17 protein-coding genes are annotated in these 19,284 nt (G+C 62.2%); 12 read left to right on the top strand and 5 right to left on the bottom strand.

Annotated elements, in window-relative coordinates; all coding sequences use genetic code 11:
* Nucleotides 1-8 precede the first annotated feature (8 nt).
* Nucleotides 9-2,756 carry a tetratricopeptide repeat protein gene (locus DFO46_RS01070; protein ID WP_120276035.1) on the top strand — a complete coding sequence of 916 codons (2,748 nt, stop codon included), beginning with the start codon at nt 9-11 and terminating at the stop codon, nt 2,754-2,756.
* Nucleotides 2,757-2,760: 4 nt separating this feature from the next.
* The gene (locus DFO46_RS01065) at nt 2,761-3,849 is read left to right on the top strand and encodes an alginate lyase family protein (protein WP_245422488.1); all 1,089 of its coding nucleotides are present in this window, start codon (nt 2,761-2,763) and stop codon (nt 3,847-3,849) included.
* 9 nt (nt 3,850-3,858) lie between these two features.
* Here the strand turns inward: DFO46_RS01065 and DFO46_RS01060 are convergent, their stop codons facing one another.
* The 5 genes from DFO46_RS01060 to DFO46_RS01040 form a co-directional block, all read right to left on the bottom strand.
* Nucleotides 3,859-4,086, bottom strand: coding sequence for a hypothetical protein (locus DFO46_RS01060; RefSeq protein ID WP_110792482.1), 228 nt, complete (start codon nt 4,084-4,086; stop codon nt 3,859-3,861).
* 226 nt (nt 4,087-4,312) lie between these two features.
* Nucleotides 4,313-4,783, bottom strand: coding sequence for a chemotaxis protein CheW (locus DFO46_RS01055; RefSeq protein ID WP_120276034.1), 471 nt, complete (start codon nt 4,781-4,783; stop codon nt 4,313-4,315).
* A gap of 377 nt (nt 4,784-5,160) precedes the next feature.
* Complete coding sequence (locus tag DFO46_RS01050) at nt 5,161-6,141, bottom strand: PDR/VanB family oxidoreductase (protein WP_120276033.1); 981 nt, start codon at nt 6,139-6,141, stop codon at nt 5,161-5,163.
* A 46-nt stretch (nt 6,142-6,187) separates the two neighbouring features.
* The gene (locus DFO46_RS01045; protein ID WP_245422487.1) at nt 6,188-6,931 is read right to left on the bottom strand and encodes a GntR family transcriptional regulator; all 744 of its coding nucleotides are present in this window, start codon (nt 6,929-6,931) and stop codon (nt 6,188-6,190) included.
* Between the two features lies 1 nt (nt 6,932).
* Nucleotides 6,933-7,994 carry an aromatic ring-hydroxylating dioxygenase subunit alpha gene (locus DFO46_RS01040; RefSeq protein ID WP_120276031.1) on the bottom strand — a complete coding sequence of 354 codons (1,062 nt, stop codon included), beginning with the start codon at nt 7,992-7,994 and terminating at the stop codon, nt 6,933-6,935.
* Nucleotides 7,995-8,221: 227 nt separating this feature from the next.
* Between DFO46_RS01040 and DFO46_RS01035 the strand changes: the two genes are divergently transcribed.
* The 10 genes from DFO46_RS01035 to glnT all read left to right on the top strand — a co-directional run bounded on the left by DFO46_RS01035 (nt 8,222) and on the right by glnT (nt 19,277).
* A complete protein-coding gene (locus DFO46_RS01035; RefSeq protein WP_110792476.1) occupies nt 8,222-8,539 on the top strand; it encodes a metalloregulator ArsR/SmtB family transcription factor in 318 nt (105 codons plus the stop codon).
* 110 nt (nt 8,540-8,649) lie between these two features.
* Nucleotides 8,650-8,850 (top strand): DUF2892 domain-containing protein, encoded by a 201-nt coding sequence (locus DFO46_RS01030; RefSeq protein WP_120276030.1) that lies wholly within the window; start codon nt 8,650-8,652, stop codon nt 8,848-8,850.
* 10 nt (nt 8,851-8,860) lie between these two features.
* Nucleotides 8,861-9,835 (top strand): efflux RND transporter periplasmic adaptor subunit, encoded by a 975-nt coding sequence (locus DFO46_RS01025; RefSeq protein WP_120276029.1) that lies wholly within the window; start codon nt 8,861-8,863, stop codon nt 9,833-9,835.
* A 50-nt stretch (nt 9,836-9,885) separates the two neighbouring features.
* Nucleotides 9,886-13,077 carry an efflux RND transporter permease subunit gene (locus DFO46_RS01020; protein ID WP_120278092.1) on the top strand — a complete coding sequence of 1,064 codons (3,192 nt, stop codon included), beginning with the start codon at nt 9,886-9,888 and terminating at the stop codon, nt 13,075-13,077.
* Nucleotides 13,078-13,170: 93 nt separating this feature from the next.
* Nucleotides 13,171-14,145: a GlxA family transcriptional regulator gene (locus DFO46_RS01015; RefSeq protein ID WP_120276028.1), complete on the top strand. Its 975-nt coding sequence runs from the start codon at nt 13,171-13,173 to the stop codon at nt 14,143-14,145.
* Between the two features lie 20 nt (nt 14,146-14,165).
* Complete coding sequence (locus DFO46_RS01010; RefSeq protein WP_120276027.1) at nt 14,166-14,825, top strand: XRE family transcriptional regulator; 660 nt, start codon at nt 14,166-14,168, stop codon at nt 14,823-14,825.
* A gap of 89 nt (nt 14,826-14,914) precedes the next feature.
* Entirely contained in the window at nt 14,915-15,820 is a 906-nt protein-coding gene (locus DFO46_RS01005) for a glutamine amidotransferase family protein (RefSeq protein ID WP_120276026.1), read from the top strand.
* A gap of 31 nt (nt 15,821-15,851) precedes the next feature.
* A complete protein-coding gene (locus DFO46_RS01000; protein ID WP_110792470.1) occupies nt 15,852-16,538 on the top strand; it encodes a GXGXG domain-containing protein in 687 nt (228 codons plus the stop codon).
* Nucleotides 16,539-16,552: 14 nt separating this feature from the next.
* Nucleotides 16,553-17,881: an FMN-binding glutamate synthase family protein gene (locus DFO46_RS00995; protein WP_120276025.1), complete on the top strand. Its 1,329-nt coding sequence runs from the start codon at nt 16,553-16,555 to the stop codon at nt 17,879-17,881.
* 88 nt (nt 17,882-17,969) lie between these two features.
* Nucleotides 17,970-19,277 (top strand): type III glutamate--ammonia ligase, encoded by a 1,308-nt coding sequence (glnT, locus tag DFO46_RS00990; protein WP_120276024.1) that lies wholly within the window; start codon nt 17,970-17,972, stop codon nt 19,275-19,277.
* Nucleotides 19,278-19,284: the final 7 nt, after the last annotated feature.

Here is a 19,284-nt window from a genome sequence, read left to right as displayed (position 1 = left end):
GGTTTATCATGACGATTGCAAGACTGGCGAAATCGCTGCTGATGGCAGGCGTGATGACGATAGCCGCCGGATCGCCTGGGAGAAGTGCGCCCATCGACGTCCGGTTCATGCCGCCGGACGTCGAACTGCCCAAAGCGCCGATCTGCAGCCCGCCCGTGCGCGACGAAGATATGATCGCGGACTGGACCGCCTGGGATCGCAAGAAACTGCCCAAGCGCGAGGTCTATACCATCTCGCGCGACATGAACCGGCTGCGTGACCTCGATGCCCGCCGCTATGAACCGATCATCAGCCGCATCCAGGAACTTATGCCAACGATCAAGGCGAACTACGGCGAAAAGGATGCCCTTTTCGACAAGGTCAAACTGATGCTGGCGATGGGCGCGAACGATCAGGTCGTGCAAGACGGCCTTGTCCAGAAACTCCTCGACATGGGTGGCCATCCGGCGGGTTCATTGAACACGCTCGCCGACTTCCTGATCGACGGCAAGGGCATTGCGGCCGACCGTAAGGCAGGTCTCAAACTCAAGGTCGAAGCCGCCTATGGCGGGAATTCCGACGCGATCCTCGACCTCGCACGGATGACGAAGGATGGCGAACAGATAGACGGCTGGCAGATCGAGCCGGAACTGGCCGTCAACATGGCCTTCGGCACCCTTGTCGGCGTGCTCGATGAAGGGATCTGCGACCGCATCGGCCGCGTGGCCCGTGAATATGACGGCGGCCAGGTGGTGGTTCAGGATCCGAACCTGAGCCTCGCCTGGTACCGTTTCGCCGCCGACCTCGGCGACACGACGGCTGCCTGGAAGGTGGCGGAATACAATCTGCTGAGCGAGAAAGTGGTCAAGGACAATGAGGTTCTCGTCAGATATCTGAAAAAGGCGGCTGACGGCGGCAACATGTCTGCGATCCTCGAAATGGGTCGCCTCTATGCCGAAGGTGCCCTCGTGCCTCAGGATCGGGAGAAGGCCTTTGCCTACTTCAAGACCGCCGAACAACAGGGCAACCAGGCGGGCCTGATCAAGCAGGCACAATTGCTCGAACAGACCAAGGATACGTCGCCGCAGGATGCGGCAGCCTATGAGGAGATCCTGCACAAGCTGATCGAACGCAACGATCCGCCCGCCTGGGCCTTCACCAGGCTTGCCCGCGTGATCCAGACCCGCGATGGCCTGTGGAAGTCCGCCCCGACCGTTCGCCCGCTTCTCGAGCAAGCCGTGAAGCGCGGCGACATCGAAGGTGGCATCGATCTGGCCGAACTTCTGCTCCGCACCGACCTGAAGCCGGAGACGATTGCCCGCTCGACGGACCTCCTGACCAATGCCACCCACATCAATGGTGACATCAACGCAATCGCCAAACTGCAGCGGGTCTATCTCTGCGTCGATCCGGCAGGGCCCGATTTTTCGACCGCCGACTACTGGTCGAACATCGAGGCGGGCGCCGGCAACAAGACGCTCGATCTCGCCCCCGACCAGATCGACCAGTTGCCGGCCCTCAAGGATCCGCTGGTCATCGCCGCCATCCAGACCCAGGCGCTATACGGGCGTGCCAGCGCATTGGCGCTCTATCAGCGCTACCTGAAGGGGGCCGGCTATTCCGATCAGGTTCTGAAGTTCTGGGCAGAGCGGGCCGAAGTGCGCCGCGGCGCAACGGTCGAAGCCGCCTTGCTGGAATTCAAGCAGAACCTCGAAAAGGGCAACGTCAACGAGGCGAGACGAACGATCCAGCAAACCGGCGAAGGCATGACCGTCGATGCCGGGCTGAGCTTTGCACGCTTCCTGGTCAAGAACTACGCGAGTGACGGGGAAAGCATGGCCCTTGCGCGCGAGATTCTCTCGCCGCTGGCAGCAAGCGGGTCAGGGCGTGCGGTGAAACTTCTGAAGGAAATCAGCGGGCCGGCTCTCAATGCCCCCTCCTCGCCGCTCGACACCTATGCCGCCGTCATGCGCGACCGCGGCGACATGGCAGCCCAGCTGCTGCTGGCCGAAAACGCCAAGAGCGATGCCGACCGCAGGCTCTACTACGACCGCGCTGTCAGCACCCAGCGTTGCGACTACGATGACAGCATGGCGCTGGCAGAATTCGCCATGCGTCATCAACCCGACGACACCCAGCATTGGCTGGACATCGCCTCGCACATTGCCGGTGACGATGCCTGGCGCAAGGTGAAGATCGGCGACATGTACATGGCGCTGAACACACCGGAGATGCAGGACACAGCACTCAAGCTCTATGCCGAAGCCCGTGACGAAGGCGAGCCGGCCGCGTTCTATCGTCTGGTCAAGCACTATGCCGACAATACCGCAGCCGCTTACGATCCGAACAAGGCGAGCGACATCTTCGTCGATCTGGTGGCCCGGTCCGAGCCGGAGACTGTGACCGACAAGCTCGTGATGTTGTCGAACATGAAACCGGAAATTCGCCGCATCGTGTCACAACGCATCGACATCAAGGACCTCTACCGCAAGTCTGCCGAACTGGGCCAGCCGGTCGCCATGCGTGAACTGGCGAAGCTCCTGCGTGACGACCCGAAAGACAGCAAGGCCGTATTTGCCTCGTTCGACTGGCTGAAAAAAGCCGCGGAAGGCGGCGATGGTGAGGCCATGTTCCTGTTGTCTCAGGCCTACGCCTATGGCTCCGGAACCAAGCCGGCGCTGGACGCCGCACAACACTGGATGGCCAAGGCCGCAGAGGCTGGCTTCCCACAGGCAGCTTACGTGCTGAAGCTCAACAAGGCCGGAACGGAGGGTTGATCATTTGACGCATGGAAAAACACACAGGCTCACCCTGATCACGGCAACATCGCTCGTCGTCTTCGGCACCGCCTTCGCCGGCGCAGCCACCGCACAGGCGGCCGAGCAAACCTGCTTCCCGGCGCCGAAACCCGTCATGAGTCTGGGTTTCGGCAGCCGTTACGAAGCAGCATCAAAGTCGCGCTCGGACATCGACGAAGACAGTGATGCAAAGGTGACGAAGGCGTTGAAACCCATCGACGAATTCATCCAGGATCTCGCCCAGCAGGTCTCCAAGGCCGGCGCAGAGAAGGATGTCGCCACCCGCCGGCTTTATCAGCGCTGTGTCATCGACAACGTCTATGCATGGGCGAAAGCCGATGCCTTGAACGACATGCGCACGCCCAATGCCAAGCTATCGGTTCCCTCGCGCGTCGGCGGCATCGCGATCGCCTATGCCGAGGCGCGAAACCAGGTCCCCGGGCTTGGCGACAAACAGCGAACGATCGAGGCCTGGCTGCTGAAAAGGGCGCGCGAGACCGTCTATTTCTTCGACAACGAGGCAACGAAGGGCGCATCCCGCAACAACTTGCGCGCCTGGGCAAGCCTGGGTGTCGGCGAGGTGGGCATTCTCACCGAAGATCGGGCGCTCGTGGATTGGGCGATCATGAGCAACCGCACGATGATCGAGGGTGCGGCACCTGACGGCAGCCTGCCTTTGGAAATGAACCGCATGCGGTATGCCCTGCACTACCAGTTGCACGCCATGACGCCGCTGGTCGCTTCAGTGGCAAGGCTCTGCGACGCAGGTTACGGCAAAGGCGGCGCGGACTTTGGAAAGCTCGGCACCATGGCTCATTTTTCCGTCAATGCGGTGAAAGACCCCAAGATCGTCCAGAAGATCAACGGGAAGAGCCAGACCGTGAAGCCAGGATTGAAGCCAAACCTGTCATCGCTCGCATGGCTGGAGCCTTATCTGGCACTCAGCGATGATGGGGCCATGGAAAAGGAGTTCGTCTCGCTCAGGCCGCTCAACAATTCGAAGCTCGGAGGCAATCAGACGGCGCTGTATGACGGACGGCGGATCAGTTGCGCCATAACGGTGCAGAACTGAACGCGCCTCTTATTCCGACGACAGCCGGATACGGTGATTGATGAGAGGCGCTTCGGCGCGGACAGTTTCGGCTGCCGACTCTTCGGGTCGACAGTCGTCCTTCCACTCGGCAACTTCGAGCGACACCAGCGTGCGCACCGCATCAGCCGAAAAGGCGCGTCCATGCGTTCCGGCAAGCGCATCCTTCAGGCGCCCGAGCAGCTCTTCGGTCTGGGTATTCGGGGATTGCGTGACCACGATATTCCTCCGACGTCATCCTGCGCCAAAGATGGGAATTGCGAAAGCGCCATGGGAGGAGAATTGCGCCTGAAATCTTTAAAAAGTCGCAATTCTTCGTGAGCGCACCCCTCAGGTGCGCCCCGTTCTGTCAGCATGGCAAACAAAGTATGACAAACAGCACTTAGGTGAGCACATCCCCGCGATAAGGGGAGAAGGCTGGCGGTAAGCCCGCCAGCCGCGCGGATCAGGCGGCGATGCCCCAGGACGACGGATCGTCTTCGCCGAACATCCGCTCAAGGCTGAGGAAGCAGATCATGCTCTTGTCGTGCGCAATGATGCCGTCGGAGAAGGCAGCACTCGGGCCGGTCGCGGCCGGAAGCGGCTGCAGCGTGCTGCCGGCCACGGTCAGGATGTCGGAAACGCCATCGACCAGCAGGCCGACGGTCATGCCGTTCACTTCGGTCACGACAACGGCGCTGCGCTCGGTCGCCTGGGCAGCCGGCATTCCGAGCTTCACAGCCAGGTCGACGATCGGAATGACGGTGCCACGCAGGTTCATCACGCCGAGAACTTCATAAGGAGAGTGGGGAATGGGCGTGACCGGGGCCCAGCCGCGGATTTCGCGGATCGACGTGGTCTTTACGCAGAATTCCTGTTGGTGAAGGCGGAACGCGATGATCTCGAGGGCATCTGCGGCATTCGACGTCTGGTTCATCTGGGGTCCTCCCGCGGAAAGCTTCCGTCACTTTCCCTGTCAATCGATGGCTCCGGCAACGCGCTATGACCCGACCGAAGCTTGTGGTGCACAACTGGAATCACTCTACGCACCAGCACTTAATGAACTTCTAAATTTATGTACGAATTCCGCGTGTCGGTGAAAAATTCAACCGGGCAAACGAGCCATGACGATGCGGCTGGACGCAGGGATGATAGGACGAATCCGCTTCCGTGCCATGGCTGTTCATCGCGCGCGGCAACACACCTTGCAAGCGCTCCGCCATGACGTTTCGCAAGATGGCCGCGATTGCAAGTTCTTGTACCGGCGTTGAAACAGGCCGTGCTGACGAAAGCGGAAGACGCTCCCCAGAGGCCTCAGGCGGCAGCTTCGCGCCGATAACCGGTGTCGATGACCACCGTGCCGCCGCAGACACGCGAAACACAGGCACACATCTTGGCCGCCCCGTGCCGCTCCTCGGCGGAAAAGAACACGTCGCGATGGTCGATTGCTGCGCTCGCCTCGACCACGCCGACGGCGCACAATCCACACTCGCCCCGTCGACAGTCGTAGATCATCTCCACGCCCGCCTCCATCAGGGCATCGAGCATGCTCTCGTCGGCGCGAACGCTGACGCGTCGTCCGGTGCCGGCGACCTCCACCTCGAAGGGCTGTTCGATGAAGCGGCCGCTGTCGCCGAAGACTTCGAACCTCAGCCGGCTCATCGGTCGCCCGCTGTCTTCCCAAGCCGTGCGGGCGGCCTCCAACAGGCCGTGGGGGCCGCAGATATAGACCTCGCCATCCGGCGGAAGCGCCGCGAACGCAGCCTTCAGATCCAGCATCTGGCCCTCGTCCTGCAGGAAGGCCTGCAGCTTGACGCCGGCAAGCCGTTCCAGCTCGTCGACAAACGGCATCTGCGCGCGACTGCGTGCGGCGTAGAGCAGATCCACCGACTGGCCTCTCGCGGCAAGCGCACGCGCCATGCCATAGATCGGCGTGATCCCGATACCCCCGGCAATCAGCAGATAGTGCGAGGCCCGCCACGACAGCTCGAACCGGTTTTCCGGCTCCGTCATTTCCGTTTCGTCGCCCGGCTGCAATTGCCAGACAAACGCCGACCCGCCGCGGCTGTTGGGATGCAGCTTGACGGCGATCTTCAGCGTGCCCGGCGCGCTGGGGATGACCGTATAGGTCCGTAGCGCCGGCTCACCCCGGATGACGACCTTGATATTCGTGTGCGACCCCGGATCGAAGCCGCTCCTCAGTCCATCGACGGCAAAGGTCACCGCCCGCACATCTTCAGCCGGCGTTTCGACGTCAGTGACCACGGCCCGACGCCATTCCAGTTTCGATCGCATAATTCCTCCTCCTATTCTCCCGAGCCGCCGTCTCCCGAACGGCGTTTCACCCCGACATCAGCGCAAGCGCCAGCACCTTTCCACGCAGGTCCGGTTGTTCCTCCAAAACAAAATCCAGGTTCTGCCGCGCCAGTCGCGCATGCTCGCGGGCGAGAGCCTCCGCCCGCGCCCCTTCCCGAAGCGCAATAGCCGACACGATCGCCTTGTGCTGCGCCTGGGCGACCAGCAGACTGCGATGGAACGTCGGCACATCCATCTCGGTGTTGACGAAGGCATTCGGGCTGGCAAAGGGCAGACTCGTCATCCGCTCGATCTCGCGCCGCAGAACCTCGCTGCCGCAGAGATCGGCGAGCAACCCGTGAAACTCGGCGTTCAGCGCCTCGTATCGCGCGAAATCCATCGCCTTTGGATCCGTCGTCACCACGCCATCCAGCGTTTCGACCACGGACATGATCGCTTTCAACTGCAAAGGCGCGACACCGCGTTCGGCGGCCAGCCGGGCCGCCATGCCTTCCAGCACGCCCCGCAATTCGATGGCATCGATCACGTCCTGGCGGGTGAACGAGCGGACCGAATAACCGCCCGACGGGATGAGCGTGACCAGCCCCTCCTGTTCGAGCTTCTGCAGGGCAGCCCGAAGCGGCGTGCGAGACACGTTCAACCGTGCGGCCAGCGCCACTTCCGAAAGCCGTTCGCCCGGCTCGATCTCGCCTTTCAGCACCAGATCGCGAAGACCCGACAGGGCCTTCAGCGTCTGTTGCTTCGGTGCTGCCTCGCTTGCTTGGGCCATGTTACTCCGCCGCTGCGACATGCAGGCGGGCTGCTGGCCCCTGCTCGGCATCGATCATCCTGTCGATCAGCTTGCGCGCCCACATCGATCCGGCGTCGATGTTGAGATTGTAGAACTGGTGATCCGGATTGGCCTCGATCGCCCGCTGTTGCGCCTCCAGCACTTCCTCGTCCTCACGGAACACGCCGGCGACACCTTCACGCAGTTCGTGGGTGCGTGTCTGGTTCTTCAGGTCATAATTGCGGGCAAAGGCCCAGAAATAGAGACAGGTCTTGTCCGTCGAGGGCGTGATCGTGTTGAGCACGTAACCGTTGACGCCCTTCGAGCGGTCGCCCTGCGGCGCGCCGGATCCGGCTTCGGCCACGCCGACATCAATGGTGACCGTGCATGGCGCCTCGAAACGGATGATCTGCCAGCGGTCGACCCGTCCCGGCTTGCCATACTGCTTGCGCCAAAACGGCGGCGGATCGATGTCTTCCATCCAGCGGGTGATATAGGCGAAACGATCGGAATGGCTGGCCTCGAACGGCGCCTCCGCCACGGCGCGATTGCCGATCGAAGAGCCATGCACGAAGGTCTCGTGCGTCAGGTCCATCAGATTGTCGACGACGAGGCGATAGTCGCACTTCACCTCGATCAGCTTGCCGTCGGCGGCCCAGTCGGGATCCTGGTTCCAGTGCATGTCAGGGATCAGCGCCGGATCGGCGAGCGCGGGATCACCCGGCCAGATCCAGACGAAGCGATGCTTTTCGGCGATCGGATAGGATTTCACGCAAGCCGACGGGTTGATGGTCTCCTGCGACGGCATGTAGACGCAGCGCCCCGTCTCGTCATATTCGAGCCCGTGATAGCCGCAGATCACGTTGTCGCCCTCAAGCCTCCCGAGCGAGAGCGGCACCAGCCGATGCCAACAGGCGTCGGCAAGCGCGACGGCGGTCCCATTTTCCTTGCGGTAAAGCACCACGGGCTTGTTGCAGATCGTGCGCGCCAGAAGCGAGCGCTTGAGCTCGACGTCATAGGCGGCCGCATACCAGGCATTCAACGGGAATGTGGGTTTGGACATATCTGGCTCCTCCTCAGATGCCCTTAGTGAGCCACGATGTATACAGAATGTCAAATACGCAGTACAAAAAGGCACCAAAATTTGTGAAATCGCCAAATTCAGAGGGGTCATGTATACATAAATCGCAGCGCGCTGACCGCCCCCCTTCCACACCCAATGACAACACGACAGGCCGCCGCGCGCCATAGGGGCTTGAATATCCTATCGTTCCATTTATATTCGTATCTATGAAGATAGACGCTGAATCGATGAAATCCGGCGCCGACATGGCGAGTGAACTGCTGAAGTCGCTCTCCAACCGATATCGGCTGCTCATTCTTTGCCGGCTCTCGGACGGAGAGCACTCGGTCGGCCAACTTGCCGAATTTCTCGGCATCCGGGACAGCACGGTCTCACAGCACCTGGCCTTGCTGCGTCGCGAGAAGATCATCACCGGCCGCCGGGACGGGCAGACGATCTGGTACCGTATCGAGAGCGCACCGGCTCGCGCCGTGATCAGCACCCTCTACGAAAGCTTCTGCAAGACCGAAACCTGCGCCGATTGACGTCGCCATCTCCGGCGAAGGATGATCGTCCGGATCCGACTTCAATCGCATTGACTTCCGGCTGCCCATTATCTACATAACATCGTAGATACGAATTTTAGGAGACAACAATGTCAATCGATCGCGCCGTCCTCGCCTTTGCCGGCTTCATGGTCCTTGCATCCCTGCTTCTGACCCATTTTGTCCATGCAGGTTTTGTCTGGTTCACGGTCTTCATCGGCCTGAACCTGATCCAGTCCGCCTTTACCGGGTTTTGCCCGGCGGCAACGATCTTCCGCAAACTCGGCATCCGTCCGGGTCCCGCCTTCTGAGGTATTGTCGATGAACGTCTCCTCCCTCGCCCTGACCTTCGCCCTGTCCGCCGGCATATGCGCTGCGGCCGATGCGGCGGAGATCACGATCAAGCCCGTGACCATTCCGGAGATGAAGGCCGTCTACGGCCAGATCCAGCCCCGTATCAGCGTGGCAGCCCGCGCGCGGCTGAGCGGCACGGTCGCGGATTTGCGCGTGACGGAGGGCGACATCGTCAAGGCCGGGGACGTCATCGCCGAGATCAAGGACGATAAACTCGACTTCCAGATCAAGGCCATTGACGCCCAGCTGCTGGGCCTGCAGGCATCCTTGAAAGATGCCAGGGCAGAACTCGATCGTGCCGAGCGCCTCGTGCGAAGCGGTGCGACAAGTACGCAGCGCTTCGACCAGTTGCGCACCCAGACGGACGTGATCACCAACCAGATCGGAACTGCGGAGGCCCAACGGTCCGTGATCGTGCAGCAGTCGGCGGAAGGCGCCGTGATTGCCCCGTCCGACGGACGGGTGGTCTCGGTGCCTGCCACCAAGGATGCCGTGGCTATGGCCGGTGAAACCATCGCCGAGATCGCAAGCGGCGGTTTTTTCCTCAGGCTGGCCGTTCCTGAACGCCACGCGCAGGATCTGCGCCAGGGGTCGCCGATCCGCATCGATGCCGCAGGCACGCCCCTGACCGGCACCCTCGCCAAGATCTATCCCTTGATCGACGGCGGGAGGGTGACGGCGGATGTCGAAGTGGAAAACCTGGATACCCAGTTCGTCGGCGGCCGCGTCCTGGTCGAGTTGCCGGTCGGTCAACGACAGGCAATCCTGGTGCCCGCAGATGCGATCACGACCCATGCCGGCGTTGATTTCGTCACGGTCAAAGAGACTGACGGCACGGTGCAGCGCGCCGTTCTGGCCGGTGGACCGGTCGACAGCGAAGGAAATCCGGCAGTCGAAATCCTGTCCGGTCTGGTCGAAGGCGATATCTTGGTGACCCCATGACCGATCCCATCAAGCAGACTCCCGACGCTCCTGAAGCCGATGACGCCCCCATGACAGGCCTGGGCATCGCCGGCAATCTCACGCGCTTCTTCATCAAGTCACCGCTCACACCGCTTTTTCTCATCGCAGCGCTGGCCTTCGGCCTCGTTGCCCTGATGTCCCTGCCGCGCGAGGAAGAGCCGCAGATTTCCGTGCCCATGGTGGACATCGCCGTCCAGGCGCCGGGACTGAAGGCCGACGATGCGGAAAAGCTCGTGACCGAGCCTCTGGAAACCATCGTCAAAAGCATCAACGGCGTCGAGCACATCTATTCCCGTTCGATGGACAACCAGGTTGTCGTGACGGCCCGCTTCGTCGTCGGAACATCCCCGGATGCCGCCGTGCTCCGGGTGCACGACAAGGTCCGCGCCAACATGGATCGCATCCCGGTCGGCATCGCCGAACCGAAAGTGGTCGGCCGCGGCATCGACGACGTCGCCATCGCGACGTTGACCTTTCGGCCGAACGCGGATGCCGCAGATCGGGTCTCCGCGAACGATCTGACCCGGATTGCCCGCGAAGTGCGCAACGAAATCGCCAAGGTCGACAATGTCGGGCTGACCTATCTCGTCGGCGAGACCAGTGAAATTCTGCGCATCTCGCCACAATCGGAGCGTCTGGCGCTTTACGGCATCACGCTGCAACAGCTCGCGGCCAAGGTAAGCGGCGCCAATTCCGCCTCGCCCGCCGGGCAGGTCCGTGGAAACGGACAGCAGATCGACGTCATGGCGGGCGCCACGCTCTCCACCCCCGCCGAGATCGGCAACCTTCTTCTGACCACCCGCGATGGCAGACCCGTCTACGTGCGCGATGTGGCAACCATTGCCTTTGCCACCGATACGAGCGACGCACTGGTCTCGAACCTCAGCAAGACCGGAGACAAGATCAAACGTGTCCCGGCCGTCACCCTGGCCATCGCCAAGCGCGCCGGAGCCAATGCCGTCGTCGTCGCCGAAGCCGTGATGCAGCGCGTCGAAGCCCTGAAGGGCAACCTGATCCCCGAGGAAGTCGGCGTGGAGGTAACGCGCGACTATGGCGAGACCGCCAACGACAAGGCCAATGAGCTGCTTTACCACCTCGGCCTTGCCACCGTCTCGATCATTGCCCTGGTCTGGCTGGCAATCGGTCGTCGCGAGGCATTTGTCGTTGCCATCGTCATCCCGGTCACCATCCTGCTGACGCTCTTTGCCTCCTGGCTCATGGGCTACACGCTCAACCGTGTGTCCTTGTTCGCCCTGATCTTCTCGATCGGCATTCTCGTCGACGACGCCATCGTCGTCATCGAGAATATCGCGCGCCACTGGGGCATGGGTGACGGCCGCTCGCGACGCCGCAGCGCCATTGAGGCCGTGGCCGAGGTCGGCAACCCCACCATCGTCGCAACCTTGACTGTGGTGGCAGCGCTCCTTCCGATGCTGTTCGTTTCCGGCCTGATGGGTCCTTACATGAGCCCCATTCCGGCCAACGCATCGGCCGCCATGGTCTTTTCCTTCTTCGTCGCAGTCATCGTCACGCCCTGGCTCATGCTGAAGGTCGCGGGCAATGCTCCAATCCATGGGCAGGGAGCCGATCACGAAACCGGTGGCCGATTGGGCCGGCTCTACGCGGGTGTGGCAAGGCCGATCCTCGCCAGCAAGACACACAGTTGGGTGTTTCTCGCTCTCGTGGGCCTGCTCACGCTCGGCTCGCTGTCGCTGTTCTACACCAAGCATGTGACGGTCAAACTCCTGCCTTTCGACAACAAGTCGGAACTGCAGGTCAGCATTGATCTGCCGGAAGGATCGACCATGGAGGCAACGGACGCCGTCGCGCAATCCGTCGCGCGTCTGGTGCTCGATTTGCCGGAGGTCACCTCCGTGCAAACCCATGCCGCAACGGCCGCCCCCTACAACTTCAATGGCCTGGTGCGGCAGTCCTATATGCGGTCTGCTTCCAATCAGGGTGACGTCGCCATCAACCTGACACCCAAGGACGATCGCGACCGCACCAGCCACGACATCGCACTCGACATCCGGGAGCGGATCAAGGGCATCGCCGTTCCCGAAGGCACCAGCCTCAAGGTCGTTGAACCGCCCCCGGGACCGCCCGTCATGGCCACACTGCTGGCTGAAATTTATGGGCCAACGCCTGCCATCCGCCGCGCGGTAGCAGCCAAGGTCGAAGACGCTTTCCGCTCGGTGCCCTTCATTGTCGACATCGACAACTCCTATGGTGTCGAAGCCCCCCGCAAGCGGCTGACGATTTCGACCGACGATGCAGAGTTCTACCATGTCGAGGAAAGCGACGTTTTCGATACGATCGCAATCCTCGCGAACGGCAAGACCATCGGCTACTCCCATCGCGGCGAGGGCCACCCGCCGATCCCGATCCGCCTGGAACGCCCACGCAGCGACAAGGTGATCGACGAACGCTTTTTCGCGACCCCGATGCCGGCCAATGTGCTGCCCGGCGGCAAGGGCGTGGTCGAACTCGGCGATGTCGTCCGCGTCACCGACGAGATGACCTCGCTTCCGATCTTCCGCCACAACGGCATGAATGCCGAAATGGTGACGGCGGAACTGGCCGGCAGCTTCGAGGCACCGCTCTATGGCATGCTCGCCGTCCAACAGGCGATCGATGCCCAGGATTGGACCGGCCTGCCCAAACCCGTCATTGCCCTGCATGGCCAGCCACACAGCGAAGTTGCCCCGACCCTGCTCTGGGACGGCGAATGGGAAGTGACCTGGGTCACCTTCCGCGACATGGGGGCAGCCTTCATGATCGCGCTGCTCGGCATCTACATCCTGGTCGTCGCCCAGTTCGGATCCTTCAAGATCCCGCTGGTGATCCTGACGCCGGTTCCGCTCACCTTCATCGGCATTCTCGGTGGGCACTGGCTGTTCGGTGCGCCCTTCTCGGCAACTTCGATGATCGGCTTCATCGCGCTTGCCGGCATCATCGTCCGCAACTCCATCCTGCTTGTCGATTTCATTCGCCACGCCGATCACGAAGGGCGAACGCTGACCGATGTGCTGATCGAGGCCGGGGCCGTGCGTTTCAAGCCAATCCTCTTGACCGCACTCGCTGCGATCATCGGAGCCGCCGTGATCTTGACCGATCCGATCTTTCAGGGGCTGGCAATCTCGCTGCTCTTCGGTCTGATCTCCTCGACCCTGCTCACGGTGCTGGTCATTCCCGCCATCTACCGAGTCTTGCGGACGTGATAGCGCGCGGCTGCACCAGGGATTTTCCTGGTGCAGCCCACCTCCTGATCGGAGAAATTGCCGGATTGAGACATTTATGCATACAAAGAGGCCATGCGCCCTGATGTCTCTCTCACAACGCAAACCTATGGCTTTGTTCTCGTTGAGAACTTTGCCCTGATGTCCTTTGCATCCGCGACGGAACCGTTGCGAGCCGCAAACCTCATTGCCCAGACAGCCCTGTATGAAACACTACCACTGTCGATGAATGGCAAGGCGGTGACTTCCTCGTCCGGTTTTGCCTTTCCTTGCCAGGACATCGCCACCATCGGCACCCGCTGCCACACGATCTTCGTGGTGGCCGGCGGCAATCCTGACGACTGGAGGGACACGGCCGGTCTTCACCCCATCCTCCGCCGGCTGGCACGCCAGGGTGTGCGGATCGGCGGCATTTCAAGCGGCGCTTATCTTCTGGCCGCAGCCGGACTGCTCGACGGACGCGACTTCACCATCCATTGGGAGCATGCCCCCGCCATGCGCGAGGCCTTTCCGCAACTGACCCCACGGCACGCTCGCTATGTGCTGGATGGCGACCGGGTCACCTGCGGCGGCGGCGTGGCCCCGCTCGACATGATGCACGCGCTGATCGCCAGCCGCATGGGCCAGGCTTTTGCGCGGCGAGTGAGCGATTGGTATCTGCACACAGCGGTTGCCGAACCGGCGGACCCGCAGCGCGGCTCCTCCAGCGAACGCTTCGGCACCCACCATCCGGGCCTGATCTCCGTCCTGGAAAAGATGGAAGCGACCATAGAACAGCCGCTCGACCGGGCGGCCATGGCACGCCTCGCGGGCGTGAGCCCTCGCCACCTGGACCGTCTGTTTGCCGAACATCTCGGCGTCAGCTTCCAGACCACCTATCACCGCATACGGCTCGACCACGCCCGCCGTCTGCTCGAGCAAAGTCCGCTGTCGATCTCCGAACTCGCCTTCGCCACCGGCTTTTCCGGCACCTCGCATTTCTCCAAGGCCTTCAAAGACCATTTTGGCATGACGCCGAAATCCGCTAGAGCAAACAGACGCATGAGTTGAGCTTGGAAGGAAGAGGGACGATGGCGAAGAGCGCAAAGGCTAGCCCCGGAACGAGCATGTCGCCACTTGCCCAGGACCCTCATGCGGTCCGCGAGCCCCGCGCCAACAATCTGGAAATGGCGATCGGCCACGAGGTCCGCACCTTCCGCAAGAAACTCGGCATCACCGTTGCCGATATGGCGGCCGCAACCGGGATGTCCGTGGGCATGCTGTCGAAGATCGAGAACGGCAACATCTCGCCCTCGCTGACCACCCTGCAGGCGCTGTCCAAGGCGCTCGGCGTGCCGATCACCTCCTTCTTCCGGGGCTTCGAGGAGCCGCGCAGCGCAAGCTTTGTAAAGGCCGGAGAAGGGGTCAACCTGGAACGGCGGGGAACGCGCGCCGGCCATCACTACAGCCTGCTCGGCCATATCGAGAACAACACGTCAGGCGTGATCGTCGAGCCCTACCTGATCACGCTCAACGCCTCATCCGACATCTTCCCGACCTTCCAGCACGAGGGCATGGAGTTCCTCTACATGCTCGAGGGCGAGGTCGTGTATCGCCATGGCGACAGGCTCTACCGGATGGAAGCCGGCGACAGCCTGTTCTTCGATGCCGATGCCCCCCATGGACCGGAAGAGCTGGTGAAACTGCCCGCCCGCTACCTCTCGATCATCTCCTATCCCCAACAGAAATAATTACCCCTTAGGAAAAATAGTTTCCTAAGGATTGATTGAATGAGACACCGCTGCTACTCCTTGTTCCAGCAACAAAGGAGATCGCGGCCATGTGCGGCATCGTGGGACTGTTCCTCAAGGACAAGGCGCTCGAACCCCAACTGGGAGCCCTGTTGTCGGACATGCTGATCACCATGACCGACCGCGGCCCAGACTCCGCCGGCATCGCCATCTATGGAGATGCCAGTGGCGATAAGGCCAAGGTGACGATCCAGTCGGCCGCGCCGGATGCGGATTTTGCCGGCCTCGCAGCAGACCTCGCAAAAGCGGGCCTCAAAGCCGACGTCACCGTGAAGAGCACGCACGCGGTGATCTCGATCGACAAGTCCGATCTGGCAAACATCCGCTCCATTCTGACCGAGATCCGCCCCGGCGTCCGCATCATGGGCTCGGGCGAGAGCGTCGAGATCTTCAAGGAGGTCGGTCTGCCGAAGGATGTCGTCCAGCGCTTCGGCGTGCGCGCAATGGGCGGCACCCATGGCATTGGCCACACCCGCATGGCAACCGAGAGCGCGGTGACCACGCTCGGAGCCCATCCCTTCTCCACCGGCGCCGATCAGTGCCTCGTCCACAACGGCTCGCTGTCCAACCACAACAATCTTCGCCGCGAACTCGTCCGCGAGGGCATGTCCTTCGAGACGCAGAATGACTCGGAAGTGGCCGCTGCCTATCTCACCGCCGAGATGGCCAGAGGCAAGGATCTCGGTGAAGCGCTGACCGGCGCACTCGACGATCTCGACGGCTTCTTCACCTTCGTCGTCGGCACCAAAACCGGCTTCGGCGTCGTCCGCGACCCGATCGCCTGCAAGCCGGCCGTCATGGCCGAGACCGACCAGTATGTCGCCTTCGGCTCCGAATACCGGGCGCTGGTCAACCTTCCGGGCATCGAGACCGCCCGCGTCTGGGAGCCGGAGCCGGCCACCGTCTACTTCTGGGACCACGAAAAGGCCGCCTGATCCGCGCCCCCCATCCGAGAAAGTTTCTTGAATGCCTGTTTTCGACCTTTCCCAAACCCCGCTCCGAGACCTGAACAGCGCGCTTCACGCCCTCGGCGCCGGCACCAACGACACCCTGTTCGAGGTCGTGAACCCACGCGGCCACCACGCCGTCGCGGTCGGTATCGATGCGCCTGTCACGGTCGAGGTGAAAGGCTCCGTCGGCTATTACTGCGCCGGCATGAACGACGGCGGCACCGTCACCATCCATGGCTCTGCCGGTCCCGGCGTTGCGGAAAACATGATGTCGGGCACCGTGGTCATCGAAGGTGACGCCAGCCAATATGCCGGCGCCACCGGTCGCGGCGGCCTGCTCGTCATCAAGGGCAATGCCGCCTCCCGCTGCGGCATCTCGATGAAGGGCATCGATATCGTTGTGCGCGGCTCCATCGGCCACATGTCGGCCTTCATGGGGCAGTCGGGCCACCTCGTCGTCTGCGGCGATGCCGGCGAAGCTTTGGGCGACAGCCTGTACGAGGCGAAGCTCTTTGTGCGCGGATCGGTGAAAAGCCTCGGGGCGGACTGCATCGAAAAGCAGATGAAGCCGAAGCATCTGGAAAAGCTCGCCGAATTGCTCGCCAAAGCCGGCATCACCGATGTGAAGCCGGAAGAGTTCAAGCGCTACGGCTCGGCTCGCAAGCTCTACAATTTCAACATCGACAACGCCGACGCGTATTGAGGCGAGGACAAGCCATGAGCTACCACAACCCCTTTACTCCGCCGCGCAAGTCCGCAACCTTTGACGATTACACGCTCGCCGAAATCCGCCGTGCGGCCGCAACCGGCATCTACGACATCAGAGGCGCCGGCACCAAGCGCAAGGTTCCCCATTTCGATGACCTGCTCTTCCTCGGCGCGTCGATCTCGCGTTATCCGCTCGAAGGCTATCGCGAGAAATGCGACACCTCCGTGGTGCTCGGCACGCGCTTTGCCAAGAAGCCGATTTACCTCAAGACCCCGATCACCATCGCCGGTATGTCCTTCGGTGCTCTCTCGGGCAATGCCAAGGAAGCGCTCGGCCGTGGCGCCACGCTCGCCGGCACGTCGACCACGACGGGCGACGGCGGCATGACCGACGAGGAACGCGGCCACAGCCAGACACTTGTCTACCAGTACCTTCCCTCCCGTTACGGTATGAACCCGAAGGACCTCCGCCGCGCCGATGCGATCGAGGTGGTGGTCGGCCAGGGCGCCAAGCCCGGCGGCGGCGGCATGCTGCTCGGTCAGAAGATCTCAGACCGCGTCGCCAACATGCGCAACCTGCCCAAGGGCATCGACCAGCGCTCGGCCTGCCGCCATCCCGACTGGACCGGCCCCGACGATCTGGAAATCAAGATCCTCGAACTGCGCGAGATCACCGACTGGGAGAAGCCGATTTATGTGAAAGTCGGTGGCGCCCGTCCCTATTACGACACGGCCCTCGCCGTGAAGGCTGGTGCCGATGTGGTGGTGCTCGACGGCATGCAGGGCGGCACGGCCGCGACGCAGGACGTCTTCATCGAACATGTCGGCATGCCCACCCTCGCCTGCATCAGGCCCGCCGTCCAGGCGCTGCAGGACCTCGGCATGCACCGCAAGGTGCAACTGGTAATCTCGGGCGGCATCCGATCCGGCGCCGATGTGGCGAAGGCGCTGGCCCTTGGCGCCGACGCAGTCGCGATCGGCACGGCAGCGCTGGTTGCAATCGGCGACAACGATCCGAAGTGGGAAGAGGAATACCAGAAGCTGGGCACCACGGCCGGGGCTTATGACGACTGGCATGAGGGCAAGGACCCCGCCGGCATCACCACCCAGGATCCGGAACTCGCTGCCCGCCTCGACCCGGTTGCGGCCGGGCGCCGGCTGGCGAACTATCTCAAGGTCATGACGCTGGAGGCGCAGACGATTGCGCGCGCCTGCGGCAAGAACAAGCTGCACAATCTCGAGCCGGAGGATCTCTGCGCACTGACGATGGAGGCCGCAGCCATGGCCCAGGTGCCTCTTGCCGGCACCGGCTGGTACCCCGGCAAGGGAGGTTTCTAGAACGCCTGATGGCCGCATCCGACTCCCACGGATGCGGCCATTTTCATTTCAACCAATGTGTCTCAATCCATAAAAACAGGGGAACGACGTGACACAGGATCTTGCAGGCTTCGCCAATGAGCGAGGCATCAAATACTTCATGATCAGTTATACCGACCTCTTCGGCGCCCAGCGCGCCAAGCTGGTCCCCGCCCAGGCCATCGCCGACATGCAGAAGGACGGCGCGGGTTTTGCCGGTTTTGCCACATGGCTCGATCTCACTCCGGCCCATCCCGATCTCTTTGCGATCCCGGATGCCTCGTCCGTCATCCAGCTACCGTGGAAGCCCGACGTCGCCTGGGTTGCGGCCGACTGCATGATGGACGACCAGCCGGTCGCACAGGCACCGCGTGTGGTGCTGAAGAAACTGGTTGCCGAAGCATCGGCACTCGGCCTCAGGATCAAGACCGGCGTTGAACCGGAATTTTTCCTGATTTCACCGGATGGCGAGACCATCTCAGACCAGTACGACACCGCAGAAAAGCCCTGCTATGACCAGCAGGCGCTGATGCGCCGCTATGATGTGATCGCCGAGATCTGCGACCACATGCTGGCACTCGGCTGGAAGCCCTACCAGAACGACCACGAGGACGCGAATGGCCAGTTCGAGATGAACTGGGAGTATGACGACGCGCTTGTCACGGCCGACAAGCACTCCTTCTTCAAGTTCATGGTGAAATCCGTGGCCGAGAAGCACGGGCTGCGCGCCACCTTCATGCCGAAACCTTTCAAGGGCCTGACCGGCAACGGCTGCCACGCGCATATTTCCGTCTGGGATACTGACGGCAAGGTCAACGCCTTCGCCGACAAGGCCATGCCCTTCGGCCTTTCGGCCAAAGGCAAGACCTTCCTCGGCGGCATCATGAAACATGCCTCGGCACTGGCCGCAATCACCAATCCGACCGTCAATTCCTACAAGCGCATCAACGCCCCGCGCACGGTCTCCGGCGCCACCTGGGCGCCGAACACGGTGACCTGGACCGGCAACAACCGCACCCACATGGTCCGCGTCCCCGGTCCTGGTCGCTTTGAACTCCGCCTGCCCGACGGCGCCGTGAACCCTTACCTGCTCCAGGCCATCATCATCGCGGCAGGCTTGAGCGGCCTGAAGAACAACGCCGATCCCGGCCCGCACTACGACATCGATATGTACCGCGACGGTCACACGGTGAAGGACGCGCCGAGGCTGCCGCTGAACCTGCTCGATGCGCTGCGAGCCTATGAGAAGGACCAGGAGTTACAGACGGCGCTCGGCCAGGAGTTTTCCGACGCCTATATCAAGCTCAAGTATGGCGAGTGGAACAGCTATTGCGCGCAGTTCACCGCCTGGGAGCGCCAGACGACGCTCGACGTCTGAAGGTTCC

This window comes from Rhizobium sp. AG855 (assembly GCF_003610655.1).
Classification (GTDB): Bacteria; Pseudomonadota; Alphaproteobacteria; order Rhizobiales; family Rhizobiaceae; genus Allorhizobium; species Allorhizobium wuzhouense.
The sequence above is the reverse complement of the archived record's forward strand: the minus strand, read 5'-3'. Positions and strand labels throughout refer to the sequence as shown.

Coding starts and splice junctions, on each gene's coding strand:
- DFO46_RS01070 (WP_120276035.1), top strand. CDS start 9: ATGACGATTGCAAGACTGGCGAAATCGCTGCTGATGGCAGGCGTGATG.
- DFO46_RS01005 (WP_120276026.1), top strand. CDS start 14,915: ATGTGCGGCATCGTGGGACTGTTCCTCAAGGACAAGGCGCTCGAACCC.
- DFO46_RS01000 (WP_110792470.1), top strand. CDS start 15,852: ATGCCTGTTTTCGACCTTTCCCAAACCCCGCTCCGAGACCTGAACAGC.
- DFO46_RS00995 (WP_120276025.1), top strand. CDS start 16,553: ATGAGCTACCACAACCCCTTTACTCCGCCGCGCAAGTCCGCAACCTTT.
- DFO46_RS01050 (WP_120276033.1), bottom strand. CDS start 6,141: ATGCGATCGAAACTGGAATGGCGTCGGGCCGTGGTCACTGACGTCGAA.
- DFO46_RS01020 (WP_120278092.1), top strand. CDS start 9,886: ATGACAGGCCTGGGCATCGCCGGCAATCTCACGCGCTTCTTCATCAAG.
- DFO46_RS01015 (WP_120276028.1), top strand. CDS start 13,171: ATGCGCCCTGATGTCTCTCTCACAACGCAAACCTATGGCTTTGTTCTC.
- DFO46_RS01030 (WP_120276030.1), top strand. CDS start 8,650: ATGTCAATCGATCGCGCCGTCCTCGCCTTTGCCGGCTTCATGGTCCTT.
- DFO46_RS01025 (WP_120276029.1), top strand. CDS start 8,861: ATGAACGTCTCCTCCCTCGCCCTGACCTTCGCCCTGTCCGCCGGCATA.
- DFO46_RS01040 (WP_120276031.1), bottom strand. CDS start 7,994: ATGTCCAAACCCACATTCCCGTTGAATGCCTGGTATGCGGCCGCCTAT.
- DFO46_RS01045 (WP_245422487.1), bottom strand. CDS start 6,931: ATGGCCCAAGCAAGCGAGGCAGCACCGAAGCAACAGACGCTGAAGGCC.
- DFO46_RS01035 (WP_110792476.1), top strand. CDS start 8,222: ATGAAGATAGACGCTGAATCGATGAAATCCGGCGCCGACATGGCGAGT.
- DFO46_RS01055 (WP_120276034.1), bottom strand. CDS start 4,783: ATGAACCAGACGTCGAATGCCGCAGATGCCCTCGAGATCATCGCGTTC.
- DFO46_RS01010 (WP_120276027.1), top strand. CDS start 14,166: ATGGCGAAGAGCGCAAAGGCTAGCCCCGGAACGAGCATGTCGCCACTT.